At 58.7% G+C, this 16,930-nt stretch carries 16 protein-coding genes and 2 pseudogenes; 9 read left to right on the forward strand and 9 right to left on the reverse strand.

All coding sequences use genetic code 11. The features are described 5' to 3' along the window. Nucleotides 1–307: 307 nt before the first annotated feature. The gene (locus FEZ63_RS18150; RefSeq protein ID WP_150947109.1) at nucleotides 308–1,144 is read right to left on the reverse strand and encodes a M55 family metallopeptidase; all 837 of its coding nucleotides are present in this window, start codon (nucleotides 1,142–1,144) and stop codon (nucleotides 308–310) included. A 164-nt stretch (nucleotides 1,145–1,308) separates the two neighbouring features. After that, nucleotides 1,309–1,990: pseudogene (locus FEZ63_RS18155) on the reverse strand (IS6 family transposase). Nucleotides 1,991–2,526: 536 nt separating this feature from the next. Here FEZ63_RS18155 and FEZ63_RS18160 point away from each other — a divergent pair. Continuing rightward, nucleotides 2,527–2,799, forward strand: a complete 273-nt coding sequence (locus FEZ63_RS18160) for a hypothetical protein (RefSeq protein WP_150947111.1) — start codon at nucleotides 2,527–2,529, stop codon at nucleotides 2,797–2,799. A 93-nt stretch (nucleotides 2,800–2,892) separates the two neighbouring features. Beyond that, nucleotides 2,893–3,873 (forward strand): tyrosine recombinase, encoded by a 981-nt coding sequence (locus FEZ63_RS18165; protein WP_150947113.1) that lies wholly within the window; start codon nucleotides 2,893–2,895, stop codon nucleotides 3,871–3,873. Nucleotides 3,874–4,061: 188 nt separating this feature from the next. Here FEZ63_RS18165 and FEZ63_RS18170 read toward each other — a convergent pair. Then, a pseudogene (locus FEZ63_RS18170) lies at nucleotides 4,062–4,759 on the reverse strand (IS6 family transposase). Nucleotides 4,760–5,060: 301 nt separating this feature from the next. On the opposite strand from FEZ63_RS18170, the gene FEZ63_RS18175 reads away from it, so the two are divergent. Further along, nucleotides 5,061–5,564: an HU family DNA-binding protein gene (locus FEZ63_RS18175; protein WP_150947115.1), complete on the forward strand. Its 504-nt coding sequence runs from the start codon at nucleotides 5,061–5,063 to the stop codon at nucleotides 5,562–5,564. Nucleotides 5,565–7,494: 1,930 nt separating this feature from the next. Here FEZ63_RS18175 and FEZ63_RS25975 read toward each other — a convergent pair. Further along, nucleotides 7,495–7,629, reverse strand: a complete 135-nt coding sequence (locus FEZ63_RS25975; protein WP_275552358.1) for a hypothetical protein — start codon at nucleotides 7,627–7,629, stop codon at nucleotides 7,495–7,497. A 569-nt stretch (nucleotides 7,630–8,198) separates the two neighbouring features. Between FEZ63_RS25975 and FEZ63_RS18185 the strand changes: the two genes are divergently transcribed. Together FEZ63_RS18185 and FEZ63_RS18190 are read left to right on the forward strand one after the other, a co-directional pair. After that, the gene (locus FEZ63_RS18185; protein WP_420846301.1) at nucleotides 8,199–9,230 is read left to right on the forward strand and encodes a sensor domain-containing diguanylate cyclase; all 1,032 of its coding nucleotides are present in this window, start codon (nucleotides 8,199–8,201) and stop codon (nucleotides 9,228–9,230) included. A gap of 147 nt (nucleotides 9,231–9,377) precedes the next feature. Beyond that, the gene (locus tag FEZ63_RS18190) at nucleotides 9,378–9,800 is read left to right on the forward strand and encodes a response regulator (protein WP_150947136.1); all 423 of its coding nucleotides are present in this window, start codon (nucleotides 9,378–9,380) and stop codon (nucleotides 9,798–9,800) included. A 126-nt stretch (nucleotides 9,801–9,926) separates the two neighbouring features. Here FEZ63_RS18190 and FEZ63_RS18195 read toward each other — a convergent pair whose 3' ends face one another. The 4 genes from FEZ63_RS18195 to FEZ63_RS26255 all read right to left on the reverse strand — a co-directional run bounded on the left by FEZ63_RS18195 (nucleotide 9,927) and on the right by FEZ63_RS26255 (nucleotide 11,525). Next, a complete protein-coding gene (locus FEZ63_RS18195) occupies nucleotides 9,927–10,250 on the reverse strand; it encodes a hypothetical protein (protein WP_150947122.1) in 324 nt (107 codons plus the stop codon). A gap of 67 nt (nucleotides 10,251–10,317) precedes the next feature. Next, nucleotides 10,318–10,695 carry a response regulator gene (locus FEZ63_RS18200; protein ID WP_162419779.1) on the reverse strand — a complete coding sequence of 126 codons (378 nt, stop codon included), beginning with the start codon at nucleotides 10,693–10,695 and terminating at the stop codon, nucleotides 10,318–10,320. Beyond that, nucleotides 10,641–11,201 carry a PAS domain-containing protein gene (locus tag FEZ63_RS18205; RefSeq protein ID WP_150947126.1) on the reverse strand — a complete coding sequence of 187 codons (561 nt, stop codon included), beginning with the start codon at nucleotides 11,199–11,201 and terminating at the stop codon, nucleotides 10,641–10,643. Before FEZ63_RS18205 ends, FEZ63_RS18200 begins: the two co-directional genes overlap by 55 nt. A 198-nt stretch (nucleotides 11,202–11,399) precedes the next feature. Beyond that, the gene (locus FEZ63_RS26255) at nucleotides 11,400–11,525 is read right to left on the reverse strand and encodes a NepR family anti-sigma factor (RefSeq protein ID WP_162419780.1); all 126 of its coding nucleotides are present in this window, start codon (nucleotides 11,523–11,525) and stop codon (nucleotides 11,400–11,402) included. A 323-nt stretch (nucleotides 11,526–11,848) separates the two neighbouring features. Between FEZ63_RS26255 and FEZ63_RS18210 the strand changes: the two genes are divergently transcribed. Then, nucleotides 11,849–12,052 carry a CsbD family protein gene (locus FEZ63_RS18210; RefSeq protein ID WP_150947128.1) on the forward strand — a complete coding sequence of 68 codons (204 nt, stop codon included), beginning with the start codon at nucleotides 11,849–11,851 and terminating at the stop codon, nucleotides 12,050–12,052. A 57-nt stretch (nucleotides 12,053–12,109) separates the two neighbouring features. Here the strand turns inward: FEZ63_RS18210 and FEZ63_RS18215 are convergent, their stop codons facing one another. Further along, the gene (locus FEZ63_RS18215) at nucleotides 12,110–12,505 is read right to left on the reverse strand and encodes a PRC-barrel domain-containing protein (RefSeq protein WP_150947130.1); all 396 of its coding nucleotides are present in this window, start codon (nucleotides 12,503–12,505) and stop codon (nucleotides 12,110–12,112) included. A gap of 357 nt (nucleotides 12,506–12,862) precedes the next feature. Between FEZ63_RS18215 and FEZ63_RS18220 the strand changes: the two genes are divergently transcribed. The 3 genes from FEZ63_RS18220 to FEZ63_RS18230 are packed head-to-tail and all read left to right on the forward strand — an operon-like array spanning nucleotide 12,863 to nucleotide 15,631. Then, a complete protein-coding gene (locus FEZ63_RS18220; protein WP_150947132.1) occupies nucleotides 12,863–14,302 on the forward strand; it encodes a DUF7125 family protein in 1,440 nt (479 codons plus the stop codon). Next, nucleotides 14,299–15,345 (forward strand): sensor histidine kinase, encoded by a 1,047-nt coding sequence (locus tag FEZ63_RS18225; RefSeq protein ID WP_150947134.1) that lies wholly within the window; start codon nucleotides 14,299–14,301, stop codon nucleotides 15,343–15,345. The genes FEZ63_RS18220 and FEZ63_RS18225 overlap by 4 nt, the downstream gene beginning before the upstream one ends. Nucleotides 15,346–15,358: 13 nt before the next feature. After that, nucleotides 15,359–15,631 (forward strand): response regulator, encoded by a 273-nt coding sequence (locus FEZ63_RS18230; RefSeq protein ID WP_244622871.1) that lies wholly within the window; start codon nucleotides 15,359–15,361, stop codon nucleotides 15,629–15,631. Nucleotides 15,632–16,930: the final 1,299 nt, after the last annotated feature.

Here is a 16,930-nt window from a genome sequence, read left to right on the forward strand (position 1 = left end):
CTACCCTGCCCGGTGACCCAGTTGTGGAGGACGCGGTGTTCAAGGGCAGACATTTTGATCGTTCGATAATCCTGCACTGCTCCGCCCGATGCTCGGCTTCCAAACTGTTCACACTGCCCGCGTAATCCTCGGCGGGATCGAGATGATCATATGATGCGACAAGCAGCAGGCGAAGTATGCCCGGAATCCGAATCCCTCGCTTGCTTCTCAATTCAACCTGCTCGCAGTGTGACCGCCTTGCTGGTTTCCCAGCATTTTTTGCGTCACTTCAATTTGCGACGGAACCCGATCCCCATGGGTGGGCTACTCAGCGCAGGCTCTGAACCATCGTCGACATCGTGCCGAACACGCGCACTGCGCCTAGCGCATCGGGAGCGATGAAGCCGACCGTGTGGCCGTCCAGCCGTTCGGTCCCCGGGATCAGAGATACGAGATCGGCCATGGTCGGCGAGTTCATCCGCGCCGCACAGGGAACATCGCGCCCGAGCGACACTGGGGGTGCCTTCTCGGCATGGCGCACCGCGGCCGCCACCGTTTCCCGGATCAGGTCCCGGGCCACCTTCGGCGTCAAACTGTCGGCGCAGGTGGTCCCGATCGCGCGCTTCACCTGCGCGAACGCGGCGTGCGGGAAGAACGTCGTCATCTCGTCCTTGAACACGTCGTCGCCGCTCGCCATCAGCACCGGCACGCCAAAATCGCCTGCAATCCCGCCATTGAGCCCAGCTTCGCCGATCATCCGCTCATGGACCATGGTGCGGGCAAAGGCGAAGCCGTTAATCGTGTGGGCGAGGACGCCGCGTTCGGCGCCGGCGCAGGCGTGGTAGCCGAGCAGAATGACGCCCGCACAATTCTCGCTGATGCCCTCCATCATGAAGAGCGGCTTCGGCCGCCCGGAGATGAGGCGCGCGCGGGGATCGAGATCCTCGATCAGCAGATTGCGCATCGGGCCATGAGAATCGTTCACGAGCACCTCAGTTGCGCCGCCGTCGAAGGCCCCCGCGACCGCGGCATTGACCTCGCCCATCATGAGCCGGCGAGCCCGTTCGTATTCCTGGTTGCCGGGTTGTCCCTGTTCCGCGTTCACTACGCCTCCCACGCCCTCGATATCGGCGGAGATGAAGATTTGGCGGGCTGCGTTGGTCACGTGGCTAATCCTATCGAGAGGGGTTGTTCAGGGCATCATACGGCCACGCTTGGCGAGGCCGCAACGCGGTTCGAGCCGCCGGACACCCCGGTAGGACTACTAGACGTCGCGGTGGTGATGTCACGGTAACGTTTGCAGGCATAATGAGAGCTTCCCTCTTGAAATCAGGCGAGCGCGCCCGTCGCGGATTTCCATTCCGCCATGGCTTGCAGACGGTGTGCACCTGAATTACGGAGCGCTTTGAGTGAGGAGGGACGAAGAGATTGCGAAGGGCGGAGATCGAGAAGTCCTGCATCCCACCCGGCGATCGGAAGGTCTGCATCATTCGTTCCCGCTTCCGCAGCGGCAGATGGGAGTTTTCCGCTCGGTTGTTCCCTTGTGCGATCGGTGCTCGACGCTCGGCATGACCTGACGCCTGGCGGCTCCATAGGAGCGGAGCCTGTCGGTGATGATGCGCTTGGGCGGGATGCCTTGCATTCTCATTAATCGGGCCAGCACGCGTTTGGCAGTCTTGGTGTTGCGCCGGGTCTGGACGATTTCATCGAGCACGTACCCGTCGTGATCGACTGCCCGCCACAGCCAATGCTTCTGTCCGGCAATGTTGATGACCACCTCATCAAGATGCCATATGTCATTGCGGCTGGACTGTTTTCGACGGAGACGCCGCGCATAGTCCGGACCGAACTTCTTTCCCCACCGCCGGATCGTTTCGTACGAAACCACGATCCCGCGTTCGAGCAGCATCTCCTCGACAAGGCTCAGCGGAAACCAGAAATATAACCAGACGGCATGGGCGGTGATCTCGGGCGGGAACCGATGGCGCTTGTAGCTGACGGGTTTGGTCATGACACTGCTTGTAAATCAGGGACCCTGACCAAGAGTTACCGTGACATCACCCTGAATGGGCGGCGCGGCTATGGCGACGACGGAATCGCGTCGCGGGATCACACTCCTGACGAGAAGTGACCGGAATGAGGTCTTTCATCCCGTCACAAGCTGACGGTGCACGCTACAGAGACGCCTGACCGGATCGGTCCCTTCACCATTGGTTCCATGGCGAAAATGCTTAACAGCGGGACTGCGCAATCGTCGTCTGGAGAGCGTCACATGAACCCCAGGACGACTGCCGAGCAGAACAAGAATGCCAGCGCCGCGACAAAGATCGCTTCTTTCTCGTAGGAAATATAGGACATGAGCCGCTCAATCATGACGACCTCCTCATCATGTTGGAGTATACGTGAATTGTCGTCGAAATTACACGCCTCTGGCTTCTTCCTATCTGATCGAGTCAGGCAGCCTCCATGTTTTCCGGCCCGTCGGCGTCCCAACGGCGCAACAGGCGCGTGTCGCTTTGCCTTTAACTTCGAGGTTCCTAGCGCTGGGTGTCGAAAAGCGACATTCTTTGCCCTAAGGGATATGTCCGGATCGACCCGGCTCCTATTGAAAATTCAACGCCTGAAGGTCTGACAATTTCAACAGCAATCCGCATCGACGCCATAGAGAAGAAGAAAGATAGCGAAAAGGATGTGGCCAAAGCCGGGCCTGCACCTCAGACACCGCCAATGAATGTCGCGCAGCCGCATCTGCCTGGAATCAAGAAGCCTAAAAAGCAGAAGAAAGGTCCACGTCGAGACGACGGCGGGCCGGAGATCTAAGCAACAAGGCGCCCTCTGATTCCGATAATCGGTGTTTTGACAAGAACTCGGTAACCAGCGCCGTGCCAGGATCCTCACAGCCTGGGGATCATCATGCACGCGAATGTTCGATTGAGCCAGCTCTGGCTCGATGCCCTTGCCAACGAAATTGGCGCCGCTGCCGGCACGATTACGACCTACAGCGACGATCTCAGGTGTTATCTCGCCTGGCTCGCGACTGCGCAGCTGGGCCTGAACGCCGTGACCGTCGATCGCATCCACGACTACATCACCTCCCTTGACGACCGCGGCTTGGCCCAGACGACGGTGGCGCGCCGGCTCACGGTCGTGCGAAGCCTGCACCGCTTCCTGATCGCCGAGGACCTCGGTGTCGGTGATCCCACCGCCACCATGGCGCCGATGCGGCGGCCGCAAAAACTGCCGGTCGTCCTCTCCGTTGACGAGACCGCGGCCCTGCTCGAGACGGCGCACCGGCTCGCCGCCGATCCCACCGTCGGCCTCTACCGCCAGGCCGGCTACGCCCGCCGAGCGGCGTTGTTCGAAACGCTGTATGCCTCCGGCCTGCGGATCAGCGAGGCGGTGTCGCTCCCCTCGGACGCCGCCCCGGCGCGAACCCAGATGATGATGATCCGCGGCAAGGGTGGCAAGCAGCGTCTTGTGCCGCTCCATCAGGGCGCGATCGAGGCGATCACTCGCTGGCGCAGTCTGGCGGCGGCCTATTCCGGCAACGCTCCGACCCAATGGCTGTTTCACGCGGTCCGCAACGGATCAAAGCCGCTGACGCGCCAGGCGGCCCTCCTGGAGATCAAGGAGGCGGCGCTCGCAGCCGGCCTCCCCCGCCCCGAGCGGGTGTCGCCGCATGTTCTGCGTCATGCCTTCGCGACCCACATGCATGCGGGCGGAACCGATCTCCGGGTGTTGCAGGAGCTTCTCGGTCATGCCGGCATCGAGACGACCCAGATCTACACGCATCTCGATACATCGCGCCTCCGCCAGATGGTCCGAGACCTTCATCCGCTCAACCAGGAGCGGGACCTCGGATCGACGGCGGCTCGCCTTGATCCGGAGCCGTGAGCGGCTCGACTGGAGCCGAAGCACGCCCCCGCGTGCACCGGCAATTGCCCACTGATCCGCCCACATCGAGTTCGACCCGGACAACGACCGAACGCGTGTGCCGGCAACCACTCGCTTTTCGCTCTCACGAAATGGCTGTGTTGCAGTAACTTGGTTTGTACACGACGAATCTTTCCAGGGGCTTCTCGTCATGCGGCAAGGCCGAACAGCTGATTGACTAAACGGACTTCGCCTGTCGCTCCCGGTTCGCGCAGGATACAGTGACCGCGACGGATCATGCGCATCACCTCAAAACCCTTGATGGTGGCATGGGCCGTTTTCATTGATTGTAACCCTCGGGCCGGTCGGATCAACCGCTTGAGTGCGCCATGATTTGCCTCAATGATATTGTTCAAATATTTCGATGCACGGTGCTCGACGCTATGCATCAAATGACCTTCTCGTTTCAGGCGCTGGATCGCCTTCGGGTAAGACGCCAGTTTGTCGGTCGTGATCGATGATGGAGGATGCTCGCCCATCGTCTTCGCGGCATTGCGCAGAAAGCGATAGGCCGCTTTGGTGTTCCACCGATCTGACAACATGAAGTCGATCAGCTGTCCGTGCTTTCGACAGCGCGGAAGAGATACTTCCATTTCCCGCCGACCCGCCCATAGGTCTCGTCCACCCGCCACGATTCGGACCGCTGTCCCTGATACCGGCGAACTCGTTTCTCGATCTCCGGAGCGTAGCGCTGCACCCAGCGGAAGATGGTGGATGGATCGACGTCGACGCCGCGTTCCTGCATCATCTCGGCGAGATCACGATAGCTGACGCCGTATTTGCAATACCAGCGCACGCATAACAGGATGATCTCGACGGGAAAGCGACGGCGCTTGAAAATCGACATCCACGGCGGCTCCTTTAACAGCCGCTCCGGGATTACCGGACGCCAGTTAACGCAACGGTCCCGCCCCGCTTTCCTGAGCCCTGAGCGACATCACAAGTGACATAATAAGGGCTGTAGAAACCAACGCAGTCGCGACAGAATGCAAGCTCATGTTCGGGTCCTTCGCGGCCAATCCTAATCTAACCATGCCAGAAGAATGGCCTTTTATTTGCATTTCTCGCAACTTGGGTTTGAATACGAAGTGAAAAACGTTATTTGACAATTGGATCCGAGCTCAAGACCCAACCTAAAAGGACATTCTATGGCCAAATCCCCAGCGAAGGCGGCTGCGAAGAAAGCGCCCGCGCGCAAGACAGAAGCCACCAAGACTGCTGCGACAAAAGCATCTGCTACAAAGGCTACCGCTAAGAAGACCACCACGAAGACTGTGACTAGGAAAGCCGTCGCCAAGGCACCTGCAAGGGCCGCAAAGGTGCCGGCGAAAGTCACAACCAAGAAAACAGTCACGTCCGCCAAGACCAAATCGGCCACCGTGCTGACGCTCCGCCACATAGCGGAAACGATCTCCGACGTGCACGAGTTGACCAAGCGCCAGGCTAACGAGCTGATCGGACAGGTCGTTGAGATTATCACCAAGAGCCTCAAGAAGGGCGATAAGGTACGCCTGTCCGGACTTGGAATTCTTCAGGTGAAGAAGCGGCCGGCGCGTATGGCACGCAATCCCCGGACCGGTGAGCCGGTGAAAGTGAAGGCTTCGAAGAAGATTGCCTTCCGTGCCGCGAAAGAATTGAAAGAGACGATCTGAGACCGATGACGCCACGGCCCGCGCTGCGGACCATGGCTCCCGATCCCATCGATCAGCGCGCTTGGTTGCAGCTGAGTGAGCGGGACACTCGCTCTACGTTCGGGTCATAGATTTTGCGCCGCGACGCGGCTCTCTTGCTGCCGTTGACATATCTGTCACTCTTCCACTCACCCTGGGCGTATGGGATACGTGGTTCAGGATCGTGATATGGACTCATAAATGCGACCATAGTGGCTCCGTCCTGGACGCATCTCGATAGATCGCGGCTTGGTAAGTGGGGCGAATACTTCGCCAAGATGACGCTCGTTCCTTCTGGTCTCGACGTGTATTCACCCGAGGTCGATGACCGTGCAATTGATGCGCTCGTCCGCGTTCCGGGCGATCCTCCCCGTTATTTCGACATGCAGGTGAAGACTATACGAGCGATTAAGCCCCACCTATGTCTACCTTCGAAAACGCCATTTTAGCATTTGAGAAACAACTTCCTTGCCCTTGCAGCAACCCGCACCATCTTGAATATCAAAGAGCTTCTCACGGTTATTGAAAAACAGCTTGAGTAACTCGGTGCGAAGATTCATCTCGCCGCCTCGCCATGCATCTCCCAGAGAGAGGCGTCAGTGAATGGAAGCCGCAAGCAGGGCCATGTCCGGCCGTTTAAGTCGGTTTATCCCTGTTTCTGCAAACCGGACAGTCAAAACCGGGGGGAACCCATGCGGCGTCCGCGGCTTCTAGGTCCATATCCAAGGAGCTTTTCATGTCCGACCCATCCCGGCCTGGCGTACCGTCGCCCCCACAACCCGATGTGCCCGCACCTAGCCCTGACCCGGTAATGCCGCCCTCTGGGCCTCCCGGCTTACCAGGTAACGATGAGCCGGCCGGTGTCCCTCCGGGATCTCCTAGTGAGGTGCCCGGTCAGAGCGAGCCGCTAGGCGTGCCTCCGGTCATGCCTGATGAGGTTTCGGATATTCCGCGCCTCTAATCTGCTGCGCGCCGCGCCGTTGGCCTGACTTCCCGTCCGGTTGGGATTATCCGGCGAGTTCTACGTTCGATCACGACCCGGGCGCTCGGTTCGATGCTCATTCAAAACTGAGCGCGTTGTCGGCGGTATGGCACGACGCCCGGATTATCAGCCCTCTCCATCGCGGCCAGCGCCCCAGCGACACCCGCAACCATGTCGAGGTCGGACGCGACATCCTTGGCGGCAGGACGCTGGCCGAACGAATTGCCGGACGTTTACGCTCCCCCGATCGTGCCTGCCTCCTGCACGACATCAGCTATGTCGGCGGTGTGCTGAAGAGCAAGATACGAGTAGAATGCACGTTGCGGGGTTCGGAGGATTGATGGTGCAGGTTGAGCGGGCGTAAACTGCATGCGGGGGCTAGAGGCTTGCCATGGTTTCATCCCGCACGATCACCACGGCGTACTGGCGTTTCAAGCTCATAATCCTCACCCTGCTGTTCGTCTGTCCCATGGGAACCGCCCTGGGCGGTTCCGAACCTTGGCCCCAACCCGAGAGCCAGGCGCCTGATAGAAACGGCCTTTTGATTGATGATCTCCAGAGCCATGTGCGCCGCTTCGCCCGAGACGCTTTCGACACGACTATCCGGTCACACAAGCCGCGCTGGCTGCAGCTGCCACCAGTGCGTTTGCCGATGCTGAGCTACCCATCTGACGATCCAGCTGCGTTGGTTCTAATTCCTATTCCGGTCGGTCCGCCTCAGGTGTTTCAGCCGATCGTCACGGGGCTGGAGCCCTTGCTCGACCCGACGCCTCTCGGGCCTCTGCTGACTTTGCAACGAGACGAGGCGCTGCGACCCGTGGATCCGCAGAGGACGATCGTGGTTCCGCCCCCATCGACAACGGGAACCGTTAGAGGTGAAAGAGCAACAGAATCCAACCAAGGAACTCCTGTCATCCTCCGGAGACGGTACTAGATGGACGTGCTCGACCACAGTGTTTGCCGCCGTAGATCGGTGACCATGCGGACTTGGTCCCGCATGACGGTGGCGACCCTGGCAAGAAGCGCAATCCGGAGCATGATGGGAAGGAAGGGCTGCTTGACCATGTGCCTTTCAAGGCCGTGGCGGTGAACCACCTCATCAAATCCAGGCAACGGCGTTGAGCAGGCGCAACGGACGATAGCTTTCCGACAGTTCACCAGGATCAGGCCAGCGCGGGAGCAGTAGCAGTCGCATGAGCACTGCTGGAGACGGCGCATCACCGCCACCGGCTTCGTGCTCTTCGAAAGCAGCTTCACCTTCGCATGCAGTCTCCCACAGGGTACCGAACAGGGGTTCTGTCGCAAACTCGGCTTTTACTTCCCTATACTAACGGGACCGCAGCGACCGGCTGCTGTAGAATCAACGGCTTAGCGCTGCTGCCTTACCGCCAAACTGCCGCTGAAAATGCCTATACTTCGAGTTTGCGACAGAACCTGATGAACTGCCTCCGACCATACGCCATCTCGTCCTATTCGGCCGGGTCGCCAAATCGCGCTATCTCCACTCCATCATTGTCCTCGATGCTGATGGAAAGCTTAAGGAAGATCAGTCCTCTACCCTGCCACGAGACGGGGATTTTGCAGACAGCGACTATTATCTCGGACACCGGCACAACGCCAATCAGGGTCTGGTCGTGAGCCGACCATTTCCCAGCCCACTCGATAACGGTCAATGGCGCATCGCAATCAGCCGAAGACTATCCAAGCCTGACGGCTCTTTCAACGGCGTAGTTGCTGCAATCATTGCGCTGTCTGCCATCCAGCAAACTTTCGACAAGGTGCAACTTAACGCGAATAGCACGCTCAATCTCTTCAGTTCCGACGGCATCCTTCTCGTCCGCTCCCCGGCAATTGGGCCGATGATCGGGCGCGACTTCAGTGGGTCGCCGAACTTCCAGCGCTTCAAGGAGGGCGTCTCGGGGACCTTCGTCGGCACTGCGACGACGGATGGCGTGCAGCGGCTTTATGCCTATGACCGCATCGAGGAAGTACCACTGATCCTGAGCTTCACGCTTTCCACCGATGATTTCCTGTCGACGTGGCGCCGGAGAGCTCTCGTCCTCGGCCTTGCCACCATAGCTCTGTGCGGCGCCGTCATCGCCCTGACGTTCTTGTTTCGGGGCGAGCTAGAACGGCGAGAGAGCCTTCAGGTCGAACTGGAAAGGATGGCCACGACTGATGCGCTCACCGGAATGGCGAACCGCCGCTCATTCGACACGAGCCTGGCGCGGGAATGGCGGCGGGCCCAGCGCGTCGGCGCTCCAATCGCGCTGTTGATGATCGACGCCGATCACTTCAAGGCCTATAACGACCGGCACGGTCACACGCGGGGAGACGCCGTTCTGCAACGGGTCGCTGCGGCGATCGAAAGCGAACTGCGACGGCCCGGGGACCAAGCGGCCCGCCGTGGCGGCGAGGAATTCGTGGTCCTGCTTCCCGACACTGGCGCGTCCGGCGCGCGCATCAGGGCCGAGCGCATTCGGCGCGCCGTCTCCGCTCTCGATATCTCTCATGCGGGCAGCCCTCACGCCCGCATCACTGTCAGCGTCGGCGTCGCGGCGCTGATCCCAAAGGAAGGCGTCGCAGCGGTGTCCCTGATCGAGGCCGCCGACCAAAGTCTTTACCGGGCCAAAGCCAGCGGGCGAGACCGGGTATCGGCCGCATGAAGGGTTAGGCCTATTGTGAGCGGCCCTATGAACTGACCTCCTGGTAACGCCGCGTTGACGCTTCCGGCAGGTCGCAAACCTTACTTTACCGCCAAGCTTGAACCCTTGGAGTCGAGGAGCGTTCGCTTCGGTAATCTTGGAGTGGACATGGCCTGCATCACAATCCTCGTCGTCGAAGACGAACCCCTCCTCCGCATGCTGGCCACGGATATCTTGCAAGATGCCGGTTTCAAAGTCACCGAAGCCGGTACCGGAGAAGAGGGTCTGTCAATCCTGGCGACCAACCCTGATGTCAGCGTTCTGTTCACCGACGTGCACATGCCCGGCGTCCCGGACGGATTTGCACTGGCTCGCATTGCAAGCGAATCTTATCCCCACGTCGCTACCGTGATCGTCTCTGGGAACGCCATGCCGCGCGATGGAGAGCTTCCAAAGGGAGCTGTGTTCATTCCAAAGCCTTATCGTTCGGATCAGCTCCTCGGGACGATCGCGAAACTTCTATCCGAGCCGAAACAGTGCGGAGACGACGTGCGGCCGACAAGAGAGCTACCGAGCTCCCTTGATCGCTGAAGGGGCGAAGAGGAGCCTGAGTGCTTCGCAGTCGCCGGTTCGTTGCGACATGCCCTGCCTTTTCGGACGGGATTGGCACCCAAGCTGCCATATGTTCCACTCCGCGCATGTCTCATGGGTTCTGTCTCATTGCACAGTAAAGAACGTCAGGAGGACTTTGCCTTTTTCGCCGACCAGGCACACGAACCGGTAGGGCTTGTCGTCTTTTTCGCGTTTCAGGTAGGCGTCTCCCATGATCACCATCTTGACGGGTGTGTCCTCGACCTTCGTCTCGGCCTTTGAAATCGCCAGACTTTCGATGTCGAAGGTCAGCTCATCGATCGAGGGCGAACGCTCCTTCAACGCCGCGAGACCTGACGCGCGACAGGCATCGACCTCCGCCGGAACCTGCGCGAAAGTACCCGAGCTGGTGAGGATGGAGCCGATGATGGTGAGAATGGCGATGCGCATGCAAGGAACCCTTCGGATAATTACAATTTACTGAAGCGAGTATAGCGCGATACTTCGATCTGGCATCTTACCGAGGTTCAGTCGGAGCGGTCTGGTCAAGCAGCTCGCGAATCTTCACAGCGAGAGCGCTGAAAGTAAACGGCTTCGGCAGAAGTTCGACACCTGGCCCGAACCGATCGCCCTCGACATGAATCTCCCCGGCATATCCAGTCGTCAATAACGCCGCCAGATCAGGGCGATGCCGGCGCGCTTGTTGCGCGAGCTCACGCCCGTCGATGCCGCCCGGGAGACCGAGATCGGTAAAGAGCAGCCGGATGCTCGGCTCCCCCTTCAGAACCTCTAGTGCCGAAGGGCCATCGCTCGCCTCGAGCACACGATAGCCGAGTTCACTTAAGATCTCCGCGCTGTAATTCCGCACGGCGTTGTCATCCTCGACCACCAGCACCGTCTCATTCGGCATTCCAGTCGGAATAGCGACGGCGGTCTGGTTCTCTGCGCGCACTGGATCGACAGCAGCGAGCCACGGCAGGTATCCTGATATCGTGCGGTGACATCGGTGATCACCAGAACATGCAGCTCGACCTCGTCGGACGTATTGACGATCGGGAGGTTGCTGACGGAATGAACCCATTCCGGGTCTGCCTCCTGATGCCGCCTGACCTCGACCACCATATCACTGAAGGTCTCGCCGGCAACGGCTCGGTCGATGGGGTAGTTGCCCTCGATCAGCCGATGGTTGTTGCGATAACGCAACTCGAAGCGCTCGCGATAGTCTGCGGCGGTCTGGCCCGGTTCATCCACGACTCTAGCGCCGTGCATCTCAAGAGCGGCGGTGTTGGCCCATAAAATCCGCTGATCAAGATCAACGAGAATGACACCTTCGTCGAGAACCGCGATGATCTGCTGCAATTGCCGATGATCGCGTAGGGTCTTGTGGATGACCTGATCCATTCATGCTCCGACGGCAGCCGATGCTCCACGCATCCTCGCTGCTCTTAAATTCGGGCGCGATCAAAGTGTTCCTATGCTTCGCGCCGGCGATGGCAACTTGATCAAACAGGAGGCACGCGCGGCGGCAAGAAATAATTGAACTTCGTCAGAGGTAGAAAGGTCTGGGCCAAGATAAACACGTTGACGGTGCTCATCTGGCTAGCAAAAGCGACCTCCCGGCCAGTCCTCTCGTTCCCCCTCGAGTCGCCGGATAAGAATTGCAAAATTTAACGGAAGCGGCTCCTTCAAACTGTCTTGATACAAAGACCGAAGATTGTGTCCCATCTGGGTGAGAAGCTGCGTTCGGAAAGATGAGACCAGCGAGCGCCCCCATAAACTTTGCGCGACGTTGTCGAGGTCAAATCGTGGTCATGCGAACTCCTCGCGGGGCATTCAAGACCATTATCGACCCCCATTGCCCCGCAATAGTGCCGTTGATCCAATTACAACTCGTCGCTACCCTTTCGGTTTCAGCTCAGATGTTGCCAATGCCATTTTATCAGCGACAGCTCCTGACATCAGACCGGCGTCGGCGCCAACACGCCTCGAAACCTTATCAGTTCGCGGGCGTTGAGGCTCCAGCGATTGAAAATGCAAGGAGTTGAACGGTGGATTGGAATCGGGTTCAGGGGAACTGGAAGCAGGTCAAAGGCAAAGTGAAGGAGCAATGGGGAAACCTCACCGACGACGATCTCGACGTCATCAATGGTCAGCGCGACCAGCTCGAAGGCAAAATTCAAGAGCGCTATGGTCTCGAGAAGGACCGCGTCCGTCAGGACGTTGATGAATGGTACAATCGCCAGACGTGGTAATGCGACAGGATTAAAGGCCCCGTGAGGGGCCTTTTCCATTGCGACGTGGACCTTCGATCAACGTTTCCAGCGGCCCTCGTATTTGAACTCGGGCGCAGTCTTGAGCTGCTCCTTCGTCGTGTTCATGACCGCGTGCCACTTCTTGTCGTTCTCGACATAGGTGACCTTGACGGTGTTGGGACGGACGATGACATAGCGCTCACCCATCCCGAGAAAACCGCCGACCGAGATGATGTAGCCGGTCAGTTCGTCTTGCGACAGGATCAGATCCTTGATCTCGCCGATCGTCTCGCTGGCATTGTTGGTGACGTTGAGGCCGATCAGGTTGTCGCTCAGCACATCGGTCGGCTGCGCTTTGACAAAGATCTCGGAGGTCGTTGTCACCGCGGTTTGAGCGGAGGCGGCCCCGGCCAAAAGGGTGGTGGCGGCAAGGGCAATCAGAACGCGGCGCATATTTTTTCACTCCATTGAAACAAGTTTGGAGCTGTGAAATGCTCTGGAACGGCTAAGGTTCCACGATAGCTGCGCTAAAATACTTGTTCTCCGGGCCATCGAAAACCTTGACCGAAACGCCTGCCCTGAACTTCTGCGTCTTCTACCCGTTGAACTTCACCGGCAACATAATTGCGCGGGGCAACAGAGGTAAATACCTCTATCCTTGCGTCGAACCGGCGCCTCACCTAGAGAATAATCGAGTTTTGGCCGACTTGGCCGTCGTCCATCGTGACGAAAATTTTCCGGCCCACCTTGCCGACGGACAATCCGGAGGCTGGCGTGCGGCTTTCCGCTTAGTGGAGGCGAAAGGTTAGTATGGCCGAGGGAAGGAAGCAGCCTACCGTGAGTTCCGGTATCGCCGGGCTCGACGAGATTCTCCGCGGTGGATTGCCAGCTGCAAACCTCTACATTCTGCAGGGCGATCCAGGGGCCGGTAAGACGACAGCCGCTCTCCAGTTTTTGCGCGCTGGTGTAGAGGCGGGAGAGCGCTGCATCTACGTCAGCCTGTCGCAAAGCGCGGCCGAGCTGCAGGCGATTGCCTCATCACACGGGTGGACGCTTGACGGAATCCGTGTCGAAGAGCTCTCCGCCTCGGAAGCGGTGAACGGCGGAGCCGATCAGACCATTTTTCAGACCTCAGAGCTTCGGTTGGATGAAACACGAAAAGCGATCGAGAGCGCGATCGAGGAGCATAAACCCCACAGGCTGGTGTACGACTCGCTCCTCGAAATTCGATTGATCACCGGCGATGCGCCGCGCTTTCGACGAGAGCTCATCGGCTTCAAGGCATTCCTGGCCACGCGCGGAATCGTGGCACTCTTGCTCGACACGCAAACCAGCGGCGGTGATCACAATGGCGAGGAGATCGAAGGCATCGCCCATGGCGTGATCCGCCTCGACAAGACGCTTGAAGAGTACGGCTCCGTACGTCGCCGCATCGAGGTGAGCAAAATGCGGGGCGTGGCCGTCGCCGATGGATATCATGATATGGCTATTCGCGAAGGCGAAGGTATTGTCGTATTTCCGAGGATCGTGCCAGGTGTTGGCGGCGAAGTCGTCAAACCGCAACTGATAAAATCGGGGGTTGAGACCCTCGATGAGATGTTTGGCGGCGGTCAGGAATCCGGAACCATAACGCTTGTCATTGGCCAATCTGGCACCGGCAAGTCAACAATGTCATCTCTTTACGCAACGGCGGCGTTGCAACGGGGCGAAAGTGTTGCGCTCTTCCTGTTTGAAGAACGGCTGGAGACGTTCTTTCGGCGGTCCGAAGGCCTGAGCATGGACCTTCGGCAGTTCTATCACGATGGTCAACTCGTCATACACGACTTCAGTCCGAACCAGGTTTCTCCAGGAGAGTTCGGCCAAATCGTCCAGCGGGTGGTCGAGCAGAACCAGACCCGCGTGGTGGTGATCGACAGCTTCACCGGTTATTTGAATTCGTTGCCCCATCGCGAGAAGGCGGTTCTCGATATCCAGTCGCTCCTTAAACATCTGGCGCGTGCCAACGTGTTAACTATGCTCATCGTTGCTCAGCACGGATTGCTGGGACAAAACGTTGGCATCGACGTCGACGTCAGCTTTTTAGGCGATACCGTGCTGCTCCTTCGGATGATCGAGCACGAGGGTCGGCTCAGACGCAACATTACGGTGGTCAAAAAGCGCCACGGGCCGCATGACTTAAACGTCCGAGAGCTTTTCATTGCGAGTTCCGGCGTTACAGTCATTCCTTACAATCCCTTGCCAGAGACGTGAGCGAGTTCGAGCAAAATGGGCTAGGGACGCTCGATTGGGTTCTTATACTGGCTCCCTACAGAAAAGATGCGTCCTATACGGCGGCGCTGCTTCACGAGCACAAAATAGCGGCTCGAGCGGCAAGCCAGGCTGACTTACCTGATTTCCTCGCGGCGCATCCGGGCGTGTTGGTCGTCACCCACGAGGCGCTTAATTCCGATACGACCGGCGTCATCGCCTGTTTTCTTCGCGATCAACCGAACTGGTCGGAAATCCCCATAGTCGTATTGGTGGATCGCACCGCACCCCGATCGACGATCCAGGCCACGCTTAGTCGAGAGTGGCCGCGGTCGCGCTTGCTTTTTTATCAACGGCCAGTAGCGGCTTTGGAACTCATCAGCGGTATTCAGTCGGCCCTCCTGGCTAGGCACCGTCAGCGCGAATTCCGAGATTACCTTGCCCGGGAGAGCGAACTCCGGCTCGAGCTCGATCATCGGGTCAAAAATATCCTCGCGAGCGTGTTGTCCATTTTTGACATGACTCGACGCGGTGCCACAACGATCGAAGACCTCTCGAACGATTTCAGAGGACGACTGACGGCACTGTCTAATGTTCACTCCGCTGTCTTTCTTGCAGGAGGTGAAGAAGTACCTCTCGACGATGTCGCGGATTCAACCCTTTCGCCTTACCGCTCCGAAGAGCCGACCCGCATTTCCATTGAGGGACCACGCGTTCTGGTCCGGCGTGAGGCCGCCACAACTTTAGCCCTCTGCATTCATGAACTGGCGACTAATGCCATCAAATACGGCGCCTTGTCCCGGCCTGAGGGACGTATCTCGCTAAGATGGGACCTCTCGGCGCCATCAAATCCGGATCTGATGTTCTCTTGGACGGAAATGGGCGGGCCTGCTGTGGTCGAGCCATCGAGGGCGGGTTATGGCACACGGTATATTCGGTCCGCGTTGGCCGGACTGTTTACAACCAGTCCTGATCTTGCCTTCGACCGTAGCGGTTTTCGCTGCTCGGTTCGCGGGCCGCTTTCGCGGGTTTCGCTGAAACACTGAAGAGCTTGAAGCGTTGTCGCCCGATGCCCAAGCCACACAATTTTTTCGCGTCTTTTTCCTAGAGGACATCCCGCTCCTCGTCTTCCATGTTCAGGCATTGATAGAGGACCTCGGCCACATCTTTGCTGGATCCCTAAGCAGCTTCGCAGAACTCAAAGCCTCCATCGATGAATTCGAAATCGATGCCGCGTTGATCGATATCGACCTTGCCGACGGCCCTACCGGACCCGCAGCGACGGCATGGCTGCTTGAACGAGGAATTCGCTCTGTCTTTGTCACTGGCTAGGAGCACATCGCTGCTCGATATGCCCGGATTTCGCTCGGAATTATTGGCAAGCCTATTGCGACACAACAACTTGCGTCAGCGTTGGCGCTCTTCATGCGTAATCGGAGATGACGCTCAAGAACATGATCTCGTGATCAGGCCAGCTTTCATTGAGGTTCCTCCGTGAAGGCGAACACTTGGAGATTTGGCGTGTCCGAATCTTGCCGTCATCCCCCGAAACCTTTGGCTACGAAACTGACCGGAAAGATGCGACATTTTCATCTATATTTGATTGTATTCGGTCGCGCGTGGACCTCTTGCTTTGGATTGGCGTTGATGTAGCGGTCAAAGGGGCGTGGCGGAACTGGTAGACGCGCTGACCAGACTTTGTCGGCTACGGCTAAGATTCAATCTGTTCTTGTGACGAAAGTCGTGGGGGTTCGAATCCCCGGCCCCGACCAGAACCGCTTCATACTCTCTTGCTTGTCAGAGTGCCGCAGCCTCGATCGCGATTTCGCGTCAGCATCTCACAGCGAAGCCGATCGCGGCACATGAAGGTGTAGGGCAGCTCGCACATGCACTTCAGCTTTGCGGCAGGAAAATCCTCTCTGAAATGCCCCAAGGTGCGAACAGCATCATTCAGTCTGGCACCCGGCAGCAGCACCAGGAACTCTTCGCGCCCGTCCGGCCCTGTGATCCTGCTCACCATCCGCCGGTCCATTACGTGATGTGCGATGGCTCACATAGGAGAGCTTTCTTTAAGAGTAGTTGACCGCGAAAGACATGAGCGAAGTGGATGGAGAAACAGGTGTGGCGAGGCAGATGGCCGGGGACTGAGAGAGCGGAGCATCTTATCGAGACGGTCGGAATAGGGATTCTGATCATTCTTCTTCTCAGCGCCGTCGTGATTATGATCCGGGCGCGCCGCTGATCGGCTTCACGCGGTGGCTGCGTCTAGGAATCGGGCGCGACGCGCTCGATCCGTCGCCTTCGCTCTCACGCTGAGGCTCGTCCCGGCATCGGCGCCCGGCAAGCCGGCAAGCAACCGGAGGCAGTTGCGAAGTCTCCGGCCCGGGCACTGATGTCCCCGGCGAGTTCTAGGAAAAATCATCAAGCGAAACCCTGCGACGGAACCGGCCTTTGTCCTGATCGCTCTGGCGGCCATTGTCGTGCTCCCGATCGCGGTGGCGATGCTCGGCCTGGGATCCGGCGCAGAGTGGGCGTTGCGGCTCGGTCGTTGGCCAATTCTTCTGGCGTGCGTGGTCTCAGGCCTGGCAGTGCTCTATCGCTACGGTCCGAGCCGTGATCGAGCGCAATGGC

This window comes from Microvirga brassicacearum (genome assembly GCF_008757455.1).
Lineage (GTDB): Bacteria > Pseudomonadota > Alphaproteobacteria > Rhizobiales > Beijerinckiaceae > Microvirga > Microvirga brassicacearum.